Source organism: Microbacterium sp. F51-2R, from assembly GCF_052180235.1.
Taxonomy (GTDB): domain Bacteria; phylum Actinomycetota; class Actinomycetes; order Actinomycetales; family Microbacteriaceae; genus Microbacterium.
In genome coordinates this window covers 1,950,786-1,970,057 of the sequence record NZ_CP197470.1, presented here as the reverse complement: position 1 = coordinate 1,970,057, position 19,272 = coordinate 1,950,786, and the positions used below count along the sequence as shown (strand labels likewise).

General features: G+C 71.5%; 13 protein-coding genes and 1 pseudogene. 10 read left to right on the top strand and 4 right to left on the bottom strand.

The genetic code is table 11. The annotated features are described in order from the left end of the window. Nucleotides 1-9: 9 nt before the first annotated feature. On the bottom strand, nucleotides 10-1,959 hold the full coding sequence (locus ACSBPH_RS08765) for a diguanylate cyclase domain-containing protein (RefSeq protein ID WP_442577201.1): 1,950 nt from the start codon (nucleotides 1,957-1,959) through the stop codon (nucleotides 10-12). A 237-nt stretch (nucleotides 1,960-2,196) separates the two neighbouring features. On the opposite strand from ACSBPH_RS08765, the gene ACSBPH_RS08760 reads away from it, so the two are divergent. The 7 genes from ACSBPH_RS08760 (at nucleotide 2,197) to rocD (ending at nucleotide 10,694) form a co-directional block, all read left to right on the top strand. After that, the gene (locus ACSBPH_RS08760) at nucleotides 2,197-2,742 is read left to right on the top strand and encodes a hypothetical protein (protein ID WP_442577200.1); all 546 of its coding nucleotides are present in this window, start codon (nucleotides 2,197-2,199) and stop codon (nucleotides 2,740-2,742) included. Between the two features lie 110 nt (nucleotides 2,743-2,852). After that, a complete protein-coding gene (locus tag ACSBPH_RS08755; RefSeq protein WP_442577199.1) occupies nucleotides 2,853-6,602 on the top strand; it encodes a proline dehydrogenase family protein in 3,750 nt (1,249 codons plus the stop codon). Nucleotides 6,603-6,706: 104 nt separating this feature from the next. Then, entirely contained in the window at nucleotides 6,707-7,141 is a 435-nt protein-coding gene (locus tag ACSBPH_RS08750; protein WP_442577198.1) for a hypothetical protein, read from the top strand. Beyond that, nucleotides 7,141-7,362, top strand: coding sequence for a helix-turn-helix transcriptional regulator (locus tag ACSBPH_RS08745; protein WP_442577197.1), 222 nt, complete (start codon nucleotides 7,141-7,143; stop codon nucleotides 7,360-7,362). The genes ACSBPH_RS08750 and ACSBPH_RS08745 overlap by 1 nt, the downstream gene beginning before the upstream one ends. After that, on the top strand, nucleotides 7,359-8,381 hold the full coding sequence (locus tag ACSBPH_RS08740) for an NAD(P)-dependent alcohol dehydrogenase (protein WP_442577196.1): 1,023 nt from the start codon (nucleotides 7,359-7,361) through the stop codon (nucleotides 8,379-8,381). Before ACSBPH_RS08745 ends, ACSBPH_RS08740 begins: the two co-directional genes overlap by 4 nt. Before the next feature lie 205 nt (nucleotides 8,382-8,586). Then, nucleotides 8,587-9,453 (top strand): dimethylargininase, encoded by an 867-nt coding sequence (gene ddaH, locus ACSBPH_RS08735; RefSeq protein ID WP_442577272.1) that lies wholly within the window; start codon nucleotides 8,587-8,589, stop codon nucleotides 9,451-9,453. Nucleotides 9,454-9,464: 11 nt separating this feature from the next. After that, nucleotides 9,465-10,694, top strand: a complete 1,230-nt coding sequence (gene rocD / locus ACSBPH_RS08730) for an ornithine--oxo-acid transaminase (protein ID WP_442577195.1) — start codon at nucleotides 9,465-9,467, stop codon at nucleotides 10,692-10,694. A 796-nt stretch (nucleotides 10,695-11,490) separates the two neighbouring features. Here the strand turns inward: rocD and ACSBPH_RS08725 are convergent. Next, complete coding sequence (locus ACSBPH_RS08725) at nucleotides 11,491-13,092, bottom strand: molybdopterin-dependent oxidoreductase (protein WP_442577194.1); 1,602 nt, start codon at nucleotides 13,090-13,092, stop codon at nucleotides 11,491-11,493. Between the two features lie 156 nt (nucleotides 13,093-13,248). On the opposite strand from ACSBPH_RS08725, the pseudogene ACSBPH_RS08720 reads away from it, so the two are divergent. The 3 genes and pseudogenes from ACSBPH_RS08720 to ACSBPH_RS08710 form a co-directional block, all read left to right on the top strand. Then, nucleotides 13,249-14,913, top strand: a pseudogene (locus ACSBPH_RS08720) (circularly permuted type 2 ATP-grasp protein); the annotation flags it as partial. A gap of 323 nt (nucleotides 14,914-15,236) precedes the next feature. Beyond that, entirely contained in the window at nucleotides 15,237-16,169 is a 933-nt protein-coding gene (locus tag ACSBPH_RS08715; RefSeq protein WP_442577193.1) for an alpha-E domain-containing protein, read from the top strand. A 55-nt stretch (nucleotides 16,170-16,224) separates the two neighbouring features. Continuing rightward, the gene (locus ACSBPH_RS08710) at nucleotides 16,225-17,070 is read left to right on the top strand and encodes a transglutaminase family protein (protein WP_442577192.1); all 846 of its coding nucleotides are present in this window, start codon (nucleotides 16,225-16,227) and stop codon (nucleotides 17,068-17,070) included. Nucleotides 17,071-17,187: 117 nt separating this feature from the next. On the opposite strand, the gene ACSBPH_RS08705 is transcribed toward ACSBPH_RS08710, so the two are convergent. Together ACSBPH_RS08705 and ACSBPH_RS08700 are read right to left on the bottom strand one after the other, a co-directional pair. Further along, nucleotides 17,188-18,840 carry an MFS transporter gene (locus ACSBPH_RS08705; protein ID WP_442577191.1) on the bottom strand — a complete coding sequence of 551 codons (1,653 nt, stop codon included), beginning with the start codon at nucleotides 18,838-18,840 and terminating at the stop codon, nucleotides 17,188-17,190. A gap of 147 nt (nucleotides 18,841-18,987) precedes the next feature. Beyond that, nucleotides 18,988-19,218, bottom strand: coding sequence for a hypothetical protein (locus ACSBPH_RS08700; protein ID WP_442577190.1), 231 nt, complete (start codon nucleotides 19,216-19,218; stop codon nucleotides 18,988-18,990). Nucleotides 19,219-19,272 lie beyond the last annotated feature (54 nt).

The following is a 19,272-nucleotide window of genomic DNA, read 5'->3' as shown; positions in this document are numbered from 1 at the left end:
GCCGGGCGGTCAGTCTGAGACGCGGCCCTTGCCGGCGCGCTTCGCGCGGTACATGGCCGAGTCCGCGGCATCCAGCAGATCCATCGTCGTCACGCGCGAGTTCGCCGTCACGACGCCTGCCGACGCCGTGATCTGGACGATCGCGTGCTCGACGGGCACGGGCGCCTCGAGCGCCGTGATGGCGCGCGCGGCGATCTCGTGCGCGCGCTCCTCGTCGACGCCGAGGCAGACGATGACGAACTCGTCTCCGCCCCACCGCACGACGAGGTCGCTCGCGCGTGCGCTCGCCGACAGCCGCTGACCCACGGCGACCAGCACCGAGTCCCCCGTCTCATGCCCGTGTGTGTCGTTGACCAGCTTGAACCCGTCGAGATCGATGAAGACGACGCCGACGCCGGTGACCTCGTCCTGCAGCATCTCGTCGAGGCGGTCCTGCAGGAAGCGGCGATTGTGCAGACCCGTCAGCGGGTCGCGCCAGGCGAGCTCGGCGAGTTCGGCCTGCGCGCGCTGGGCGAGCGTCGCGCGGATGTCTTCGCCCAGCTCGAGGATGTCCTGGAGGTGGGGGCCCCACGGGGCGCTCCGGCCCGTGACGCTCTCGCGCCAGGCCGAGAACGATCGCCGCGGTGACAGCGGGTGCTCCCGGTTGGTCGCCCCCTGATCGCCGAGCCAGGCGACTTCGCTCGACACCTCGCGCCGTACGAAGACCAGCCAGTCGCCGTCGCCGAGGAGGGGCACGGCGACGATCCCGGCGACGGTCGGAAGCTCGACGGCGAGCTCGGGGTGGTCGTGGGGCAACGACTCCGAGACGAACGCGACGGGGGGCAGCTCATCGAGGATGCGCCGCATGCGGCCGGCGGAGGGTGCGTCGCCCGTCGTGTGCATGGCGCCGCCGATGAGCAGGTAGGCGCCGTCGGCGGCGATGACGTCGAGCACCGTCTTGTCGCCATTGACGAGCACGTCGGACGGCAGGCCGCGGCCGAAGAGCGGGGCCACGATCGCCGATCGGCGCTCGCGCGCGTCGAGCTGGCGGCGCAGGCGCTGGATCTCGTTGGCCGAGCCGAGCTGCATCGCGACCTGGCTCACGAGCACCTCGAGCGAACGGCGCAGGAGCACGGGGAGCCGCCGCACCGTGCGGTGCGCGCACGTGAACATGCCGACGAGCCGGCCCTGCACGACGATCGCGAACGAGATGGTCGAGGCCTGCCCCATGTTGCGCATGAACTGCAGGTGGTGCGGCGAGACGGCGCGCAGCTCCGTGAGCCCGAGGTCGACGATCGGCGCTTCGGGGAGGAGCGTGAGTACGGCCAGCCCCGGATCCTCGGTGTCGACGATCGCACGCGACCGCTTCTCGATGTAGAGGGCGCGCGCCTGCGCGGGGATGTCGGATGCCGGGAAGTGCAGGCCGAGATAGGGCTCCATGTCGGTCTCGCGCTCGTCGGCGACGATCTGCCCGTGCCCGTCGGGATGGAAGTGGTAGCACATCACGCGGTCGAAGCCGGTGATCTCTTTGATCCTCCGGGCGGCGAGCGTGCGCAGCTGGTCGGGATCGGTGAGGGGAGCGAGCTCCTGGATCGCACTGATGACGTTGGTGCGCACGTACTCCAGGCCCGGCACCACCGGCTCGAACTCGACGAGCAGGGGAGTGGTCCCGCGGTGGACGACGACGTCGTGCAGCGCGCCTTCGAACTCGAGGCGCACGGGATCGACGGCCACGCCGTCCAGAACCGTCCAGGTGAGGGCGTCGTTCCCCATGTCGCGTACGCGGCGCCCGAGCCACCGATCGGCGTTCTCGCTCGCGTACACGACCGTCTGCGTGGGTTCGTCGATGCCCAGCACGGTGCCGTGGGACTGGATGCGGCCGGGAGTGCGAATCGGCTCGACCGCGCACAGCTCGAGTCGCCGCTGCTCGTCGAGCTCCCAGTCGCGCTCGTCTTCGCGGGCGGGGGACACGTCGGACACTCCTGCTCCTTCTCGACGGATGATCTGCAGATCCGGAGTGAGCCCCAAGCACCCGTGCGTCATAAGAGCCTAGACGATTTCGTTTCACTTGGTGAACTATTCGTTTGAAGAAGCAATATGGGTGCTAGCGCACCGGACGGCACGGCGCAAGACCTTTGCCCGCTGATCGCTTGTCGGGTTGATTCGGAAGTGGCGACTCCGACCCCCCTCCGGGAGTCGCCGCAAGGAGACCGAATCATGGATTCCACGACCATCATCTGGATCATCGTGGCCATCGTCGTCGTCGTGGCCGTTGTGGCTGTCATCGCCTACTTCGTGAGGCGGAACAACAGCGCACGAGCGGAGCAGCGCAAGCACGAGCAGGCTGAGGATCTTCGCGCCAAGGCGCGCGAGTCCGCGCTCGCGGCGCAGGAGGTCGAGGCTCGCGAGGCCAAGGCGCGAGCGGATGCCGCGACCGCCGCCGCGGAGGCGGAGCAGGCCAAGGCGCGTGCCGCCCAGGCCCAGGCCGAAGCGCAGCGCCATGCCGATGAGATCGGCGGCCACGCCGACGAGGCCGCGGCGCACCGCGCGAAGGAGCAGGAGATCCTCCGCAAGGCCGACGAGGTCGACCCCTACGCGAACGACTCCACCCGCACCGACGCCCGCGATGCCGGGCGTCCCATGACCGACGCCCGCGACGCGGGCGCCCCCGACGTCGATGCCCGCCCCGGCGACCCCCGTATCGACGACACCGGCGATCCCCGCCCCACGGATCGCCGCAGCGGCACGACGGAGCGGCGCTGACCCCCAGCGCCCTCGTAGCCCGCTCCACCCCGCGCCCGGACAGCCTCCTCCCTGTACAGTCCGGGCGCGGGGTCGTGCTGTGCGGGGGATGCCCACGTAGGCTTGTCGGCATGGTGACCGACCCTTACCAGGGGGACACCGACCTCACGTCTCCCGGCGACGATCTCGCCGCCCGTGCCGTGGAACTCGCGCAGCGGTGGATCGCCGAGAGCGCACAGGTCGACGTGGACCCCTCCGCCGAGCGACTCGCCGGCGTCCTGAAAGACCCCGACGGGCTCCCCTTCACGATCGGCTTCGTCGACGGCGTCATGCGCCCCGAGAGCCTCGCGGCCGCGGCATCCAATCTCAGCCGCGTCGCGCCTCTCGTGCCGAAGTTCCTGCCCTGGTATCTGCGCGGAGCCGTGCGGGTCGGGGGGAGTGTCGCACCCGTCCTTCCTTCGCCGGTCGTGCCCATCGCGCGCCGCGTGCTGCGCGAGATGGTCGGACACCTCGTCGTCGACGCGCGCCCCGAGAAGCTCGGCCCGGCCATCCAGACGCTCCGCGAGCGCGGCGCCCGGCTCAACCTCAATCTGCTGGGGGAGGCCGTGCTCGGCGAGAAGGAGGCGCTGCGCCGGCTCGAGGGCATCCACGAGCTCGTACGCCGGCCCGACGTCGACTACGTCTCGGTCAAGGTGTCGGCGATCGCGAGCCACATCTCGATGTGGGCCTTCGACGAGGTCGTCGACAAGGTCGTCGAGCGGCTCCTGCCCCTCTACCTGACCGCGGCCGGCGACCGCACCTTCATCAACCTCGACATGGAGGAGTACCGCGACCTCGACCTCACGATCGAGGTCTTCACGCGCATCCTCGCCGACCCGCGCCTGCGTGATCTCGAGGCCGGGATCGTGCTGCAGGCGTATCTGCCCGATGCGCTGGGCGCCCTCGACCGGCTGGCGGCGTGGTCGCAGGCGCGCGTCGACGCGGGCGGTGCGCGCATCAAGGTGCGGCTCGTGAAGGGCGCGAACCTCGCGATGGAGCGAGTGGATGCCGTCATGCACGGCTGGTCGCTCGCGACCTACGACGCGAAGGTCGACTCCGACGCGAACTACCTGCGGTGCCTCGACGCCGCGCTCGATGCCGACCGTACCTCGGCCGTCCGCATCGGCGTCGCCGGGCACAACCTCTTCGACATCGCCTACGCGTGGCTCCTCGCCGGCAAGCGCGGCGTCCGCGATGCGGTCGAGTTCGAGATGCTCCTCGGCATGGCGCAGGGTCAGGTCGATGCCGTGAGCCGCGAGGTCGGGCCCGTCCTCCTCTATGTGCCCGTCGTCAGGCCCGACGAGTTCGACGTCGCCATCAGCTATCTCGTGCGTCGCCTGGAGGAGAACGCCTCGAGCGAGAACTTCCTCTCGGCCGCCTTCGACCTCGCCGACGACCCCGCGCTGTTCGCCCGTGAGCGCGACCGGTTCTTCGCGTCGCTCGAGCGCGCCGCCGACCCTGCACTCCCGGACGAGCCGCGACGCACGCAGGACCGGCGCGCCGGAGGCGCCGGCCCCGCCCGGCCCGACACCGCCCGTTACGCCGACCGCGGTCTCGTCCGAGACGCCGCGCGCGCCGACGACGAGGATCTCACCGAGGCCGTCATCGGCATCGCGCGCTCCGCGTCGGCCGATTCCGGGCTCGCCGACACCGCTCTCCTCGAGCGAGGGGCCGAGGCCCAGGTCTTCGGCGGCCAGGAGTTCGTCGAGACCGCGGTCTTCTCGCGCCGGGAGTCGGGCACGCGTGCCGTCGGCGCACCCGGGTTCCGCAACGCGGCCGACTCCGACCCGGCGCTTCCGGCCAATCGTGAGTGGGCACGCGGCATCCTCTCCCGCATCGATGTCTCGACCGCGGGCGATGCGACGATCGCGCAAGCGCAGGTGACCGACGGCGACGCGCTCGAGGCGATCGTCGCGCAGGTGCGGGATGCCGCGACCCGGTGGGGCGCGCTGCCCGCGGCCGATCGGTCGGTCGTGCTCCTCGCCGCCGCGAAGGCCCTCGAGGCGCGCCGCGGAGAGCTCATCGAGGTCGCCGCATCCGAGACCGGCAAGGTCTTCGCCGAGGCCGACGTCGAGGTCAGCGAGGCCGTCGACTTCGCGAACTACTACGCCGCGACGGCGCGCGAGCTCGACCGCGTCAGCGGCGCGGTCTTCGTGCCCGCGAGACTCACCGTCGTCACCCCGCCCTGGAACTTCCCCGTGGCGATCCCTGCCGGCGGTGTGCTCGCGGCGCTCGCCGCGGGGTCGGGCGTCGTCTTCAAGCCTGCGCCCCAGGCCCGGCGCTGCGCCGCCGTCGTCGCCGAGGCGCTGTGGGAGGCGGGGGTCCCTCGCGACGTGCTCGCTCTCGTCGACATCGACGAGGGCGATCTCGGCCGCAGGCTCCTCTCGCACCCCGACGTCGACCGCGTCATCCTCACCGGGTCGTGGGAGACGGCTGCCCTCTTCCGCTCGTGGCGCCCGGAGCTGCCGCTCCTGGCCGAGACGAGCGGCAAGAACGCGATGATCGTCATGCCGTCCGCAGACCTCGACCTCGCGGCATCCGATCTCATCAAGAGCGCCTTCGGACACGCGGGACAGAAGTGCTCGGCGGCCTCGCTCGCGATCCTCGTCGGTCCTGTCGGCCGCTCGGCGCGCTTCGCGCGTCAGCTGGTGGATGCTGCGACGTCGCTGCGCGTCGGCCCGCCGTCGGATCCGCTCGCCGAGGTCGGACCCGTCATCGAGGTGCCCCAGGGCAAGCTCGAGTGGGCCCTGACGACACTCGACGAGGGGGAGAAGTGGCTCGTCGAGCCGCGACGGCTCGACTTCGGGCCCGAGACGGCGGGGCGGTTCTGGACGCCCGGGATCCGCGCGGGCGTGCACGCGGGTTCGCGCTTCCACCGCGAGGAGTTCTTCGGGCCGGTCCTCGGCATCATGCACGCGTCTTCGCTCACGCAGGCGATCGAGATGCAGAACGCCGTCGCGTACGGCCTCACGGCGGGCCTGTACACGCAGAACCCCGACGACCTCGCCCTGTGGCTCGACCGTGTCGAAGCGGGCAACCTCTACGTCAACCGCGGCATCACGGGTGCGATCGTGCAGCGGCAGCCCTTCGGCGGCTGGAAGCGCTCCTCGGTCGGTGCGGGCGCGAAGGCCGGGGGTCCGAACTACCTCGTCGGCCTCGGCTCGTGGCGTGCGACGACGGGGTCGGCCTCGTCGACCACCCTGCATCTGCGCGGCCTCGACTCCCGCATCACCGACGTCATCGAAGCGGCTCAGCCCTCGCTCGACTTCGAGGCCTTCGAGTGGCTGCGCCGTGCCGCCCTGTCGGATGCGATCGCGTGGGATCGCGAGTTCGGCCAGGTGCGCGATGTCTCGCACCTCGGCGTCGAGCGCAACCTCTTCCGCTACCGCCCGATCCCGCAGGTCGCGATCCGCGCGACCTCCGATGCCACGTGGCAGTCGCTCCTGCGCGTCGCCGTCGCCGGCGTGCGCTCGGGCGCGGGTCTTACGATCAGCGCTCCCGTGGGGCTCCCCGGCCCCGTCCGCCGGGCCCTCGCCGACCAGGACGTGCCGGTGTTCGTCGAGACGGACGAGCAGTGGCTCGAACGGATGACGGGCCCCGACGCCGACGCCCGCGCGCCGCGTCCTTCGCGCGTGCGCCTGGTCGGACCCCCCGCATCGGTCGCAGCGCTGCACCGCGTGCTCGCCGAGGCGGTCGAGGGCGACCCCGACCTCGCGGTCTACGACAACGAGGTCACGACGGCGGGGCGCCTGGAGCTGCTGCCGTTCCTGCGTGAGCAGTCGGTCACGATCACGGCCCACCGCTTCGGAAATCCCGACCACTGGAGCGACGAGGTCATCTGACGAGAGAATGCCGGCCGCGGCATCCGTGTAAAGAATAATTGACACGGATGCCGCGGCTGTCGTACGCTTCCGATGTCAAACATTTTAGACATCGGGAGCGTGTCATGGCCTACGAGGAACGCAACGTCTGGGTCGGGCTCATCGTGAGCCTCCTCAGCGTCGCCGTGTACATCTGGCTCGTGCTCAGCGCGGCCGGCGGCGGACCGCTCGCCGACGTCGACTGGGTGCCGTTCATGGTGTGGACGATCGTCGGCGGCCTCGTGGTGTCGATCGGCGTGAGCTTCCTGTGGGGGAGGATCATGGCGCGGCGCAACCCCGACGACGTCGGCACCTCCGATCAGCGCGACCGCGACATCTCGCACATGAGCACGCGGGTCGGCCAGGCGTTCCTCCTGATCGCAGGTCTCGGCGTGCTCGTGCTGTGCGCCTTCGAAGCGGACTGGTTCTGGATCGCCAACACGATGTACGCCGGCTTCGCCCTCTCGTCGATCATCGGCTGCATCGCGAGCGTCATCGCCTACCGCCGCGGCCTCGTCTGATGGTCAAACCGACCCGCGTCACCAACACGATCCGCTCCGTCCGCGAAGAATCCGGCCTGACACAGGCCGAGCTCGCCCGCCGGGTCGGAGTCACACGCCAGACCCTCATCGCCATCGAGCAGGGCCGGTACTCGCCGACCCTCGAGCTCGCCTTCCAGATCTCCCGCGTCTTCGGGGTGGGCCTCGACGACATCTTCCACTACCCCGAGGAGTCCTCATGAGCACCGAAACGAATGGCGCGACCCCGGCTCTTCCCCGCACGATGGCCGCGTGGCGGCAGCGCCGGTACGGCGGCCCCGAGACCCTCTCGCCCGAAGAGGTCGACGTGCCGGCTCCCCGCGCGGGCGAAGTGCTCCTGGAGGTGCGCGCGACGGGCCTCAACTCCGGCGACGTGCGGCTTCTCCGCGGCGAGCCGCTCCTCGTACGCCTCTTCTTCGGCCTGCGCCGGCCGAAGCATGCCGTCCGCGGCATGGACGTCGCGGGGACCGTCGTCGCCCTCGGCGCCGGCGTGTCGGAGTTCGCGGTCGGCGACGAGGTCGTGGGCGAGCTGCCGGGAGGCGGACTCGCTCCGTACACGCTCGCGCGGGCCGCGCGCCTCGTGACGCGCCCCGCCGAAGTGACGGCGACGGATGCCGCGGCCCTCCCGATCGCCGCGTGCACCGCGTGGCAGGCGCTGGGCCTCGCCGCGGCGCCCGAGGGGGGCAGAGTGCTCGTCATCGGAGCGTCGGGAGGCGTCGGCACCTACGCCGTGCAGCTCGCCGCGCACCGGGGCAACGAGGTGTGGGCTTTGACGGGGGAGCGCTCGATCGGCCTCGTCACGGGCCTCGGCGCTCGTCGAGCCTTCGACTACCGCGCTGTGCAGCCGGGCGCGCCCGAGCTCCCCGCGGGCTCGTTCGACGCCGTGATCGACATCGCCGGCACGGCGCCGCTGCGTGTTCTCCGGCGCCTCGTGCGGCCCGCGGGCCGCGTCGTGCTCGTGTCGGGGGAGGGTGGGCGCCTGCTCGGTCCCGTGCCACGGATGCTGCGCGCCGTCGTGCTCTCGATCGGGTCGAGCCGAGGCATCCGTCCGCTCTCGGCGAAGGTCGATCCGGCGCAGCTCCGCGAGCTGCTCGGGCTGGTCGCGGCCGGGGCGATCCGCCCGGTCATCGAGCGGACGTATCCGCTCGGCGAGGCCCGCGACGCCGTCGCCCACGTCGACGCCGGCCACACGCTGGGCAAGATCGTCGTCGTCGCCCGCTGAGGCCTTTCCGGTTCCCGAGCGAGGAGCGCAGCGACCGAGAGGAGGGGCCGGAGCTCGGACGGGACGAGGCATCCGTCCCCACCTTCGCCGGCGTTTCGCACCCAGCGTGAGAGAATATTCGCGGCGTGCCCGTGTTGACGGCTTCTCAAGTCCCGCCGGGCCTCTGGACAGCGTCCGCCGCCCCGTCGAAGGAGCATGTATGTCCATGCAGAACACCGCGCCTCTCACCGGCGACTCGACCACGCGAGTCCAGCAGCACCGCCGCTATCTCATGTGCCGACCCGAGCACTTCACGGTGAGCTACACGATCAACCCGTGGATGGAGCCCGCCAACCCGACCGACACGGCCCTCGCCGTGCGCCAGTGGCAGAAGCTCTACGACACGTACCTCGAGCTCGGCCACGAGGTGCAGCTCATCGACCCGATCGAGGGTCTGCCCGACATGGTCTACACCGCCAACGGCGGCTTCATCATCGACAACATCGCCTACGGCGCGAAGTTCCGCTTCCAGGAGCGCGTGCCCGAGGGTCCGGCGTTCATGGACTGGTTCCGCGACAACGGGTTCGAGGTGGTCGAGCCGCGCGAGGTCAATGAGGGCGAGGGCGACTTCCTGCTCGTCGGCGACACGATCCTCGCGGGCACGGGCTTCCGCTCGACGGGCGACAGCCACCGCGAGATCGGCGAGATCTTCGGCAAGGAGGTCGTCTCGCTGACCCTCGTCGACCCGCGCTTCTACCACCTCGACACGGCGATCGCCGTGCTCGACCCGGTGCAGGGTGAGGGAGGCGTCGAGCACGCCAACATCGCCTACCTCGAGCACGCGTTCGACGCCGAGGGCCAGGCCGTGCTCGCCGAGCGCTTCCCCGACGCGATCCGCGTGTCGGACGAGGACGGCTCCGTCTTCGGCCTCAACTCCGCCAGCGACGGCCTGAACGTCATCATCTCGCCGCGCGCGAAGGGGTTCGAGGCGCAGCTGCGCGAGCGGGGGTACAACCCGGTTCTCGTCGACCTGTCCGAACTGCTGCTGGGCGGCGGCGGCATCAAGTGCTGCACGCTCGAGCTGCGACGCTGAAGGACGCAGGCATGACTCCCTCGCAGGGCCCCGTCCTCGACACCTCGACGATCCGCATCATCGGGTCGGAGGAGCGCCACGTCGCCCACAACTACCACCCGCTGCCTGTCGTGATCTCGCGGGGCGAGGGCGCGTGGGTGACGGATGTCGAGGGCAAGCGCTACCTCGACCTGCTCTCGGCCTACTCGGCGCTGAACTTCGGCCACCGGCATCCGGCTCTCATCGCCGCCGCCGAGGAGCAGCTCGGGCGCCTGACGCTGACGAGCCGCGCGTATCACAACGACCGGCTCGGCGACTTCGCCTCGGCGCTCGCTGCGCTGTGCAAGAAAGACCTCGTGCTGCCGATGAACACCGGCGCCGAGGCCGTCGAGACCGGCATCAAGGTCGCGCGGGCATGGGCGTACCGCGTCAAGGGCGTCGCGCCTTCGGCGGCGAGCATCGTCGTGGCGAGCGGCAACTTCCACGGCCGCACGACGACGATCGTCGGCTTCAGCGACGATCCGGCGGCGCGGGCGGACTTCGGTCCTTTCACTCCCGGGTTCGTCACGGTGCCGTTCGGGGATGCCGCGGCCATCGAGGCGGCGATCACCCCCGAGACGGCGGCCGTGCTGGTCGAGCCGATCCAGGGCGAGGCCGGTGTCGTCATCCCGCCGGAGGGCTATCTTCGCGCCGTGCGCGAGATCTGCACGAAGCACAACGTGCTTTTCATCGCCGACGAGATCCAGTCGGGCCTCGGCCGCGTCGGCGAGACGTTCGCGTGCGACCGTGAGGACGTCGTCCCCGACGTCTACCTTCTCGGCAAGGCGCTGGGCGGAGGCATCCTCCCCCTGTCGGCCGTCGTCGCCGACGAAGACGTGCTCGGCGTGATCCAGCCCGGCGAGCACGGCTCGACCTTCGGCGGCAATCCTCTCGCGGCGGCCGTCGGCACGCGCGTCGTCGAGATGCTCGCGTCGGGCGAGTTCCAGACCCGCGCCGCGGCGCTGGGCGAGCACCTCGAGGCGAAGCTCGGCGAGCTCGTCGGCCACGGCGTGACGGCCGTGCGCATCGCGGGGCTGTGGGCCGGCATCGACATCGACCCGTCGCGCGGCACGGGCCGCGACATCGCCGAGCGCCTCCTCGGCCGCGGCGTGCTCGTGAAGGACACGCACGGCCAGACGATCCGCATCGCGCCGCCCCTCGTCGTGCGCGCGACGGAGCTGGACTGGGCCGTCGAGCAGCTCCGGGTCGTGCTGGAGGGCTGAGCCCCCTGCGCCGCGGGCCCGGCGGTCGCGGTCGCGGCCTCGGCCCCGCGGTGCGGTCTCGGCCCCGCGGTGCGGCCCCGCGGTGCGGTCTCGGCCCCGCGGTCGCGGCCTGCGGCCCGGCCCGGCGGTCGCGGCCTCGGCGCGGCGGCCCCCGGCCGTCACGTGTACCGAATGCAGGACGCGCGCAGCGCGCGGCGGCTGATCCGCGGCGTGTCGGGCTGTTCGGCTGCTCTGATCCTGCGTTGGGTACGCGGCCTCGGCCCGGCGGTCGCGGCCGTCACGTGTACCGAATGCAGGACGCGCGCAGCGCGCGGCGGCTGATCCGCGGCGGGTCGGGCTGTTCGGCTGCTCTGGTCCTGCGTTGGGTACGCGGCAGGGCGGGCTCGAGGCCGGGGAGAGGGGCGACCGGCGCGCGGGACTGCGGTCGCGCGGCCTCGGCGCGGCGGCCCCCGGCCGTCACGTGTACCGAATGCAGGACGCGCGCAGCGTGCGGCGGCTGATCCGCGGCGTGTCGGGCTGTTCGGCTGCTCTGGTCCTGCGTTGGGTACGCGGCAGGGCGGGCTCGAGGCCGGGGAGTGGGGCGACCGGCGCGCGGGACTGCGGTCGCCGCCTCGGCGCGGCGGTCGCCGCCGTCACGTGTACCGAATGCAGGACGCGCGCAGCGCGCGACGGCTGATCCGCGGCGTGTCGGGCTGTTCGGCTGCTCTGGTCCTGCGTTCGGTACGCGGTAGGGCGGCTCGAGGCCGGGGAGAGGGTGCACGGGCTCGAGGCCGGCGCGCCGCGCCTCACCCGCGGGTCAGGCCACGGTGACGTTGAGCTGCTGCCAGCCCGTCGCGCCGTCGGGCTCGGGCCAGGAGTCGGTCTCGGTCTGCGTCTCGCCGTCGGCGTTGGTGGCGCGGCAGCGGATGGCGTGCGATCCGGTCTCGGCCCGCCACGGGAGCGACCACTGCACCCACGTGTCGTCTGAGATCGCGGTGGCCAGCTGCGCCTCGCGCCACGGGCCGCCGTCGACCTGCACCTCGACCTTCGACACGCCGACGTGCTGCTGCCACGCGACGCCGGCGATGACCGTGTCGCCGGGGCTCAGCCCCTGGTTGCGCCGCGGCACGTCGATGCGCGACTGCAGCTTCACGGGGCCCTTCGCCGACCAGCCGCGGTCGGTCCAGTAGGCGCTCGCGCGATCGAACCGCGTGACCTCGAGCTCGGTCACCCACTTCGTCGCCGAGACGTAGCCATACAGGCCGGGCACGACCATGCGCACCGGGAATCCGTGCTCGGCGGGGAGGGGCTCGTCGTTCATCCCGACCGCGAGGATCGCGGCGCGATCGGGCTCCTGCAGCACCTCGAGCGGCGTTCCGGCCGTGAAGCCGTCGATCGAGCGGGAGAGCACCATGTCTGCGTCCGCGGTCGGCCGCGCGCGTTCGAGCAGCGAGCGGATGGGGTACCCGAGCCACTTGGCGTTGCCGATCAGGTCGCCGCCGACGGGGTTGGAGACGCAGGCGAGGGTCGTCCAGCTCTCCTCGAGTGGCAGCCCGAGGAGCTCGTCCCAGCTGATCACGACCTCGTTCTCGACCATGCCGTGGATGCGCAGGCTCCACGAGCTCGGGTCGACCTGCGGCACGATGAGCGCCGTGTCGATCCGGTAGAAGCCCGAGTTCGGCGTCACGACCTTCGAGATGCCCGTGACATCGAGCTGCGCCCCCGCGGGGACGGGCGGTGCCGCGACGGCGGGGGCGGGGAGGCGCAGGGCGTTGCGCACGGCCTCGACCGTCCGCGAGCCGGCGCGAAGGGCCGAGCCGACGATCGCGGCGAGCACTCCGGCCGCGGCTGCCGAACCCGCCCACACGAGGAAGCGCCGGCGATCGTCGTCGGCGACCCGATCGGCCGCGCGAGCGGTGTCGCTCTGCGACCCGTCGGCCGAGGCATCCGCCGCCCGCCGCGCGAGGCGAGTGAGAAACCGCAGCGCGACCGCCGCGGCCGCGCCCGCGACGAGCGACGGGATCCACGACAGCCCCGTCGCATCGGCGCGCGTCATCGCGAGCACCGCGACCCCGGCGCCGAGCACGGTGCAGACGATGACTCCCGCCCACGGCCGACGCAGCTCGAGCACGCCGACGGCCGCCGCCGCCACGAGCAGCACGAGGCCGATGCCGACGAGCAGGGCGAGCTTGTCGTTCGTGCCGAAGAGCGAGATCGCGGCATCCTTCGCCCACGGCGGCGCGAGGTCGATGAGCACTCCGCCGACGACCGAGAAGGGGCTCGACGGCGGGGCGAGGAGGCCGGCGACGAGTTCTCCGAGCCCGGCTCCGAAGACGACGGATGCCACGCCCGCGGCCGCGCCGGAGAAGGCCGAGGCCTTCGGGGCGACGCGGGTCGAGGCGACCGCCTCTCGAGTCATAGCGCGAGCTTACGTCCGATCGGGCGGGCGTGGCCCCGTCCGCGAGAGGTCGGACGGTGACTCGGGCCCCGTCCGCGGGAGGTCCGACCGAGACGCCTGACCGGCCCGCGCGAGGTCGAAACACAGCGGCAACACGCCCCGGACTAGGCTCGTCGCATGGGCGATCTGTTCGACGGCTACGGCTCCACTCTGGCGCCCCGCAAGACCGCGACGGGCACGCCTGCGTTCGACGAGATGTTCGGCTCCCCCGCCCATCCGGGCGCCCCGGTCGAGTCCCGCGACGCCTACCGCGAGCTCTATCAGGCGCTCGCGCAGATGACCCAGGAGGAGCTGCGCGGTCGCACCGATTCGCTCGCCAGCTCGTACCTCGCTCAGGGCGTCACGTTCGACTTCGCCGGTGAGGAGCGGCCCTTCCCGCTCGACGCGGTGCCCCGCATCATCGAGTACGACGAGTGGTCGCGCATCGAGGCGGGGGTCAAGCAGCGCGTGCATGCGCTCGAGGCCTTCCTCGACGACGCCTACGGCCATCAGCACTGCGTCCGGGACGGCGTGCTGCCCGCGGCCTTGATCGCCTCGTCGCAGTACTTCTACCGGCAGGCCAGCGGCATCCATTCGGCCAACGGCGTGCGCATCCAGGTCTCGGGGATCGACCTCATCCGCGACGAGCACGGCGAGATGCGCGTGCTCGAAGACAACGTGCGCGTGCCGTCGGGCGTCAGCTACGTCATCTCGAACCGCCGCGTCATGGCCCAGACGCTCCCCGAGCTCTTCGTCTCGATGCGCGTGCGCCCCGTGGGCGACTACCCCAACAAGCTCCTGGCGGCCCTGCGGGCGTCGGCGCCCGCGGGCATCGAAGACCCGAACGTCGTCGTGCTCACCCCGGGCGTCTACAACTCGGCGTACTTCGAGCACACCCTCCTCGCGCGGCTCATGGGCGTCGAGCTCGTCGAAGGCCGCGACCTGCTGTGCGTCGGCGGCAAGGTCTTCATGCGCACGACCCGCGGACCACAGCGCGTCGACGTCATCTACCGCCGCGTCGACGACGACTTCCTCGATCCGCTGCAGTTCCGCGCCGACTCGATGCTCGGCGCGCCGGGCCTCATGCTCGCCGCGCGTCTGGGCAACGTCACGATCGCGAACGCGGTCGGCAACGGCGTCGCCGACGACAAGCTCCTCTACACGTACGTCCCCGACCTCATCCGCTACTACCTCGCCGAGGAGCCGATCCTCAAGAACGTCGACACCTGGCGGCTCGAAGACCCGGCCGCGCTCGAGGAGGTGCTCGACAGGCTCGACGAGCTCGTCGTGAAGCCCGTCGACGGGTCGGGCGGCAAGGGCCTGGTGGTGGGTCCGGATGCCTCGCCCGCCGAGCTCGAGAAGCTCCGCCAGCGCCTGCTCGCCGATCCCCGGGGCTGGATCGCCCAGCCGGTCGTCATGCTCTCGACGATCCCGACCCTCGTCGAGGACGGGATGCGGCCGCGCCACGCGGACCTCCGTCCGTTCGCGGTCAACGACGGCGAGGACGTCTGGGTGCTGCCGGGCGGCCTCACGCGCGTCGCCCTGCCCGAGGGCCAGCTCGTCGTGAACTCGAGTCAGGGCGGCGGGTCGAAAGACACCTGGATCGTCGGCGGCTCGGCGCCCTCGCACGTGGAGTACGGCCAGGGCCAGGGCCTTCCCGGCCTCGTCGCCGATCAGGCGGCCACGATCACGGCGGCGATCCCGATCATCTACGACGGTCAGCCGGCCGTGGCGCATTCGCCGCAGGACCGTCCCCGCTCGCACGTCGAGCAGCAGGCCCAGCAGCAGCAGGCCCAGGCCCAGACCCCGCCTCAGACCCCGGCCCCGACCCCGGCCCCGGCCCCCGCCCAGACCGTGAACCTCCACCAGACGGCCGAAACCGCGGGGCGCACCCAAGGTCTCGGCGCTCAGATGGAGGCTCACGGGTTCGGGGGCGGCCCGGTGGAGGCTCACGGGTTCGGGGGCGCTCAGATGGAGGCTCACGGGTTCGGGGCGGGCCCGGTGGAGGCTCACGGGTTCGGGGGCGCTCAGATGGAGGCTCACGGGTTCGGGGCGGGCCCGGTGGAGGCTCACGGGTTCGGAGCCGGCCCGGTGGGGTCGGCGCAGCAGGGCGAGGAGGCGGGGAGTTGCTGAGCCGCATCGCGGAGTCGCTCTTCTGGATCGGCCGCTACATCGAGCGCAGCGACGGCACGGCGCGCATCCTCGACGTGCACCTCCAGCTCCTCCTCGAAGACCCGTGGATCGACGAAGACACCGCGTGTCGGTCGCTCCTGGCGATCATGGGTTCCTTCCCCGCCGCCGAGGTCGGCAAGGTCTCCCGCGAAGACGTCATCGCGCGCCTCGCCGTCGACCGCATGAACCCGTCGAGCATCGCCTACTCGCTCACGGCGGCGCGCGAGAACGCGCGCCGGGCGCGAGAGATCGTCAGCACCGAGCTCTGGGAGTGCCTCAATACGACGAACTCACGGATGCCTCGGCGCCTCCAGACCGAGAAGGTCCACGAGTTCTTCCAGTGGGTGAGGGAGCGCGCAGCGCTCTCGGTCGGCGTCGTGGACTCCTCGACGAGCCGCGACGAAGCGTGGCAGTTCTTCACGCTCGGGCGCAGCATCGAGCGTGCCGACATGACGGCGCGCCTGCTCGCGACGAGGTCGCTGACCGAGGCATCCGGACCCTCCTGGACCACGATCCTGCGCTCGTGCGGAGCGTACGAGGCGTACCTGCGCACCTACCGCGGCATGCCGAGCGCGAAGAACGCGGCGGAGTTCCTGCTGCTCGACCGCCTCTATCCGCGGTCGATCATCTACTCGATCCAGCGCGCCGAGGACTGCATGAGCGCGATCGATCCGCGCGCCGACCGCGTCGGCCACTCGAACAACGTGCTGCGCGCGCTCGGACGCATCCGCAACGACCTCGAATACTCGCCGATCAGCGAGATCCTCGGCGAGCTGCCGCTGCACATGGACCGCGTGCAGAAGGTGACGCGCGAGGCATCCGAAGCCATCAAGTCGAGGTTCTTCCCGACGCAGGCCGAGCCCAGCTGGATCGGAGAGATCTCATGACCACTTCGTCCGCTCAGCGGCCGGCGGGCGACCCCCGCGAGCGGGGGTGCGGCGCATGAAGCGGCTGCGCATCGAGCACGCGACGGGTTTCGAGTACCAGGGCGATGTGTCGGCGTCGTACAACGAGGCGCGGATGCTCCCGAGCTCGACCGACAGCCAGTTCGTACTGAGCTCGGCGCTCGACATCGACCCCTCGACGTCGGTCAACCAGTACGTCGACTACTTCGGCACGCGCGTCGCGGCGTTCGACGTGCTCTCGCCGCACTCGGAGCTGAAGATCACGGCGCGCTCGCTCGTCGAGGTGCGGCCTCGGCCGATCGAGCACGTCGACCTCACGTGGGATCGGCTCGCGCAGGAGGTCGTCCGCTCGATCGAGACGATCGAGCAGCTCGGGCAGAGCGCGCGCACCAAGCCGCACCCCGAGGTCGCCGAGATCGCGCGGTCGATCGCCGGCAAGCACGATCATCCGGGGCACGCGGCGCACGCGATCGCCGTGGCGATCGGCGAGGCCGTGGAGTACATGCAGGGCATCACGGGCGTGCACTCGACGGCGTCCGAAGCGTGGGACGCCCGCAAGGGCGTGTGCCAGGACATGGCGCACATCACTCTCGGCGCCCTGCGCGAAGTAGGGATCCCCGCACGCTACGTCTCGGGATACCTCCACCCGCAGGCCGAGGCGGAGGTGGGGCAGGCCGTCACGGGCGAGTCGCACGCGTGGGTCGAGTGGTTCGCGGGCGATTGGCAGGGCTTCGATCCGACCAACAACATCGAGATCGGCGACCGTCACGTGCTCGTCGGCCGCGGCCGCGACTACAACGACGTGCCGCCGCTGCGCGGTGTGTACGCGGGGCCGTTCAAGAGCCACCTCCACGTGAAGGTCACGATCACCCGCGAGGCGTGAGGATGGTGCGGCCGGGCGGCGCGCCCGGTTGCACGGAGCGGTGAGGGATGCCGCGGCATCCGTTCGCCCCTGCCAAGCCTTCGCTCGGGGGCGTGCCTGGCGCAAGGCGTCGCCGGGCTACCGGAGCTCGTCGGAGGGTTCGGCCACCGTCGGCGGGATCTCGTCGGACTCGCCGGACTCGCCGGCCTCGGCCTGCTCCTCCGGTCGGCGGCCGCTGCCGAGCGAAAGGGTCGCGGCGAGGCCCAGCACGAGGAATCCGGCCGCCGCGAACGTCGCGGCGCGTGTGCCCTCCGAGAAGGCCGCCTTCGCATCCTGGGCGAGGGGCTCGGTCTGGGGTGATGCCTCGAGCCCCGCGATCGCGCCGCCGGCGCTGTCGACGACGGCCGAGACGACCTTGTCGCTCTGCTCGGCGGGGAGGCCGCGGTCGTCGAGCTTGGCCGCGAGCACGCTCGCCGTCGTCGAGAAGAGGATCGTCCCGAGGATCGCGATGCCGAGCGCCGCGCCGAGCTGCCGCGCGGTGGACTGCGTGCCGGAGGCCTGGCCGCCCTCCGTGACGGGGACGTCGACGAGCACGACGCCGGTGAGCTGGGCGGTCGCCAGGCCCACGCCGAATCCGTAGACGAAGAGCGCGGGCACGAGCCATCCCCACGAGGCATCCGGTGCGATCGCGAAGCCGACCCCGACGATGCCGACGATCTCGGCGACGATGCCCACGCGCACGATCCACACCGGCGCGAAGCGGCCGCTGAGCGCACCAGCGAAGCCGCTCGCGACGAAGGATCCGACGGCGAGCGAGAGCAGGATGAACCCCGTCTGCAGCGCGTCGAACCCGAGCACGAACTGCAGCCAGAGCGGCAGCGCGAGGATGAGCCCGAACTCGCCGAGCGAGACGATCATCGCGGCGATGTTGCCGTTGCGGAACGAGGGGATGCGGAAGAGCCCGAACGCGATGACGGTGGAGCGCCCGATCCGACGCCGGTGCAGGCCCCACGCGACGAACGCCACGACGCCGAGGGCGGCGATCGCGAACACGATCGGGATGGGCGAGAGCTCGAACGGCCACTCCCAGTCGCCGATCGTCAGCGGCTTGTCGGTGAGCCACCAGCCGTAGGTGCGGCCCTCGATGAGCCCGAAGACGAGCGCCGCCATCGTCACGACCGAGAGGACGGCGCCGACGACGTCGACGCGCGCGCCGTCTCCGCGGGACTCGTCGATCGTCATCAGCACGCCGACGACGATCAGGATGCCGAGCGGCACGTTGATGAGGAAGGCCCAGTGCCACGAGAAGTCGGTCGTGAGCCAGCCGCCCAGGAGCGGGCCGACGGCGGCCATTCCCCCGATCGTCGAACCCCAGACGGCGAAGGCGATGCCGCGCTCGCGGCCGCGGAAGGTGGCGTTGAGCAGTGACAGCGTCGTCGGCAGGATCATCGCGCCGCCGACGCCCTGAACGAAGCGGGCGAGGATGAGCGCGGTGCCCGTCGGTGCGAGGGCCGCGCCGATCGAGGCGAGGGTGAAGATGGCGACGCCGATGATCAGCATCCGTCGTCGTCCCATCCGGTCGGCGAGACTGCCGAAGACGAGGAGGAGCGACGCGAAGACGAGGGTGTAGGCCTCTTGCACCCACTGCACCTCGGTCGAGCTGATGCCGAGGTCGTCGACGATCGAGGGGATCGCGACGTTGACGATCGTCGAGTCGACGATGATCAGTGCGACGGCGACGCTGATGAAGACGAGACCCGCCCAGCGGCGTCTGCTCGAGGATTCCGGCATATCGCTAGCTTATCTAGCGATTGGGCGGCGGGGTAGGGGATTTCGGTGGGTTTTTCACCGGGCGAACCGCCCAACCCCGGTTCCCGAGCGAGCGAATCGAGACGAGTGGCCGGCGGCGGACCCGACCGCGACGCCGACTGCTGTGGATCAGGCGGAGGGGGCCTCGGGGTCGAGGGCCTTCAGCGTCTCCTCCTCGGCCGGATTGTCGGCCTGCAGCTCCGACTCGGTCATCTCGTCGCCGCCGGTCGGCGCATCGCCGTCGCCGGGAGCATCGCCGTCGCCGGCGGTCTTCCGACCGCCGGGCAGGTCCGCCGCCAGCTGATCGGTGCCCGAGCCGGGCTCCTCGATGGGGTCGTTGTTCGGGCGCTCTTCAGTCATACCTCGAACGCTAGGTCGCTCCGAGCCGCCGCGAACGGGGATTGACAACCGGCC

Excerpts from the sequence above, each read along its gene's own strand:
- ACSBPH_RS08705 (WP_442577191.1), bottom strand. The coding sequence starts at position 18,840 with ATGCCGGAATCCTCGAGCAGACGCCGCTGGGCGGGTCTCGTCTTCATC.
- ACSBPH_RS08760 (WP_442577200.1), top strand. The coding sequence starts at position 2,197 with ATGGATTCCACGACCATCATCTGGATCATCGTGGCCATCGTCGTCGTC.
- ACSBPH_RS08755 (WP_442577199.1), top strand. The coding sequence starts at position 2,853 with ATGGTGACCGACCCTTACCAGGGGGACACCGACCTCACGTCTCCCGGC.
- ACSBPH_RS08750 (WP_442577198.1), top strand. The coding sequence starts at position 6,707 with ATGGCCTACGAGGAACGCAACGTCTGGGTCGGGCTCATCGTGAGCCTC.
- ACSBPH_RS08740 (WP_442577196.1), top strand. The coding sequence starts at position 7,359 with ATGAGCACCGAAACGAATGGCGCGACCCCGGCTCTTCCCCGCACGATG.
- ACSBPH_RS08700 (WP_442577190.1), bottom strand. The coding sequence starts at position 19,218 with ATGACTGAAGAGCGCCCGAACAACGACCCCATCGAGGAGCCCGGCTCG.
- rocD (WP_442577195.1), top strand. The coding sequence starts at position 9,465 with ATGACTCCCTCGCAGGGCCCCGTCCTCGACACCTCGACGATCCGCATC.
- ACSBPH_RS08745 (WP_442577197.1), top strand. The coding sequence starts at position 7,141 with ATGGTCAAACCGACCCGCGTCACCAACACGATCCGCTCCGTCCGCGAA.
- ddaH (WP_442577272.1), top strand. The coding sequence starts at position 8,587 with ATGCAGAACACCGCGCCTCTCACCGGCGACTCGACCACGCGAGTCCAG.
- ACSBPH_RS08710 (WP_442577192.1), top strand. The coding sequence starts at position 16,225 with ATGAAGCGGCTGCGCATCGAGCACGCGACGGGTTTCGAGTACCAGGGC.
- ACSBPH_RS08725 (WP_442577194.1), bottom strand. The coding sequence starts at position 13,092 with ATGACTCGAGAGGCGGTCGCCTCGACCCGCGTCGCCCCGAAGGCCTCG.